The organism is Polaromonas sp. P1_E1_2, assembly GCF_056406035.1.
Map to the genome: position 1 here is coordinate 1 of NZ_JBFUAZ010000629.1, position 2,426 is coordinate 2,426.

General features: G+C 64.8%; 2 protein-coding genes. Both read right to left on the reverse strand.

What is annotated here, in order from left to right; all coding sequences use genetic code 11:
- Positions 1 to 104: 104 nt before the first annotated feature.
- Positions 105 to 2,177 (reverse strand): protein kinase domain-containing protein, encoded by a 2,073-nt coding sequence (locus AC1D1P_RS20960; protein WP_477670053.1) that lies wholly within the window; start codon positions 2,175 to 2,177, stop codon positions 105 to 107.
- Positions 2,174 to 2,426, reverse strand: a 253-nt coding sequence (locus AC1D1P_RS20965; RefSeq protein ID WP_477674291.1) for a sensor histidine kinase, incomplete at its 5' end; no start/stop codon positions are given. The genes AC1D1P_RS20960 and AC1D1P_RS20965, both read right to left, overlap by 4 nt.

Genomic DNA, 2,426 nt, shown 5'->3' on the forward strand with positions numbered 1-2,426 from the left:
GTATTCATCAGCGGGGGCCGAGGGTCCGGCTTTGCCGGCCCCAGGCGCCGCCCCCTGAGGGGGACCGGGCTACACGCAGTGAGCCTGGACAGGGGGGAGCTTTTCTAAAGACTAATTTCAGGCGCGGGCGCGATGGATTCGAGTTCGAGCAGAAAGGCTTCGGCTGATTCGTAGCGGTGCTCGGGGCTTTTGGCCATCAGCTTGTTGACCACGCCCTGCAATTCCGCATGCACCGCGGGCAGGGCGGGGGTGTCGGCGTTCAGGTGCTTGGCCAGCAGCAGTTCGAGCGATTCGGCAATGTAGGGCCGGCGGTTGGCCAGCATTTCAAACAGCATCACGCCCAGGCTGTAAAGGTCGGATTGCGCCGTCACCTTGCGGCCGGTGGCCTGTTCGGGGCTCATGTAGTAGGGCGTCCCCACGACGTCGCCGTGATGGGTTTGGGTCAGTCCCATGCTGGGGGCCTGCAGCATGGACTTGGCAATGCCGAAGTCGGCCAGCGCCACGCTGCCGTCGGCGCGCAGCATGACGTTTTCAGGCTTGATGTCGCGGTGGACAATGCCGTGTGCGTGGATGGCCGACAGCGCCTGGGCGACCTCGCGCGCCACCGTCAGCGCCTGCGAGCGGGCCAGGTCGGGTCCGAACAGGCTGCGCAGGTCACCGCGTTCAAAGTACTCCATCGCGATGTAGGCATGCTCGTCGGTGAACCCCTGGTCGTAGATCTTGATCACGTGCGGATGGTCGATCTTGCAGAGCAGGGCGTATTCCTGGATGAAGCGCACCAGGTGTTCCGAGGCTTCCTTGCCGCGTGAGTCCAGCACCTTGAGCACGATCGGCAGGCCGTCGGATTCGCGTTCGCTCAGGTAGACCTCGGTCATGCCGCCCGCGCCGATCTTGCGCGTGATGCGGTAGCCCTTGAGGCGTACCGCCTCGCTGCTGGCGTCAAAGCGCAGGTCTTTCAGCGCCGAGAGCTTGGCGTCCAGCGCGCCCTTGACCGCGCGTGCGGTAATGTCCGAATTGGCGCGCACGGCGTCGCTGATCTCGCTGGCGCGCTCGGTCAGGCTGGCCATGCCGTGGATCTTGTCTTCCATGGTGGTGACGAGGCCCGTGACCTCGGCCACATCGATGGCGAGGTTGCGGCCGGGCAGCGAGAGCGAGGTGTGGATGCCGGTCTGGATACCGGTGCCGGCTTCGCCGAGCGTCTGCTCGCTGGCCATCACCGTCCAGCCCTTTTCTTCGGTGGCGTCTTCCAGCCGTGAGGCCAGCGTGACGGTTTCGCCCACGGGCGTGAGTTCCTTGGTCTGTTGCGTGCCGAGCTGGCACAGCGTGACGGCGCCGCTGTGGATGCCGATGCCCATGGCAAACGGCGGCAGCGCGCGGCCGCCGAAGCGCTGCTCCAGCCAGTCGCGGAATTCATGCGTGGCCAGTGCCATGGCAAGAGCCGCAGAAATGGCGCGGCGCGGGGCCGGCAGCGGCGAGCCGGTGAGGGTGTCGACAAACACCGCCATCAGCCCATCGCCGACAAACTTGATGTGCCGGCCGCTGTTTTTCAGCACGGGTTCGGAGATGCGCTCAAAATATTCGGTGAGCAGTTGTGACACTTCCGCGGCGTTGAGCTTTTCAGCCAGCGAGGTGAAATTGCGGATGCTGGCCACCAGCACAGTGGCATTGGCGATTTCTTCGGTTTGCGCGCTGGCCGGAATATCAACCGGTACGCTGTCGGGGCGGCTGCCGCTGATGCGGCTGGCAAAAGCTGCGCGCAGGCGTTCTTCGCCGGCGGCCACCCCCGAGTCGATGGCTTCACGCACCCGTTCTTTTTTCTTCAGCTGCGCGTTGACGGCGTCGAGCAGTTCGGCGCGGCTGAAGGGTTTTGACAGGTAGTCGTCGGCGCCGGCCGTCATGCCGCGGCGCATGCTCTCGCGGTCATCCAGCGCGGTCAGCAGCATGAAGGGCGTGTTGACCAGCAGCGGGTCGGCGCGCACGGCTGCCAGCAGTTCAAAGCCGTTCATGCCGGGCATGCCGACGTCGGAGACTATCAGGTCGGGGCGGCTTGCACGGGCCTGCTCCAGGCCCTGCCGGCCATCTGCGGCCGCGGCCGTTTCAAAACCTTCAAGTTTGAGCAGCCGCACGATGTTGCTGCGGATGGCGTCGTCGTCCTCAACGATCAGGATCAGGGTCATGGGTTTCCTTGAGAAATGGGCAGGCTGATCGTGAACTGTGTGCCCGTTCCCGGCATGCTTGCCACCTCGATTTTGCCGTGATGCAGGTCAACGGCGTGTTTGACAATGGCCAGGCCCAACCCGGAGCCCTGGCGGTTGCCTACGTTGGAGCCGCGGTGAAAGCTCTCGAACAGGCGTGGCAGGTCTGAGGGCGGAATGCCGATGCCTTCGTCACTGACGCGCAGGATCAGGTGGTCCCCGGACTCATCC

Bases quoted from the DNA above. Each gene is read 5' to 3' on its own strand.
- AC1D1P_RS20960 (WP_477670053.1), bottom strand. From the start codon at position 2,177: ATGACCCTGATCCTGATCGTTGAGGACGACGACGCCATCCGCAGCAAC.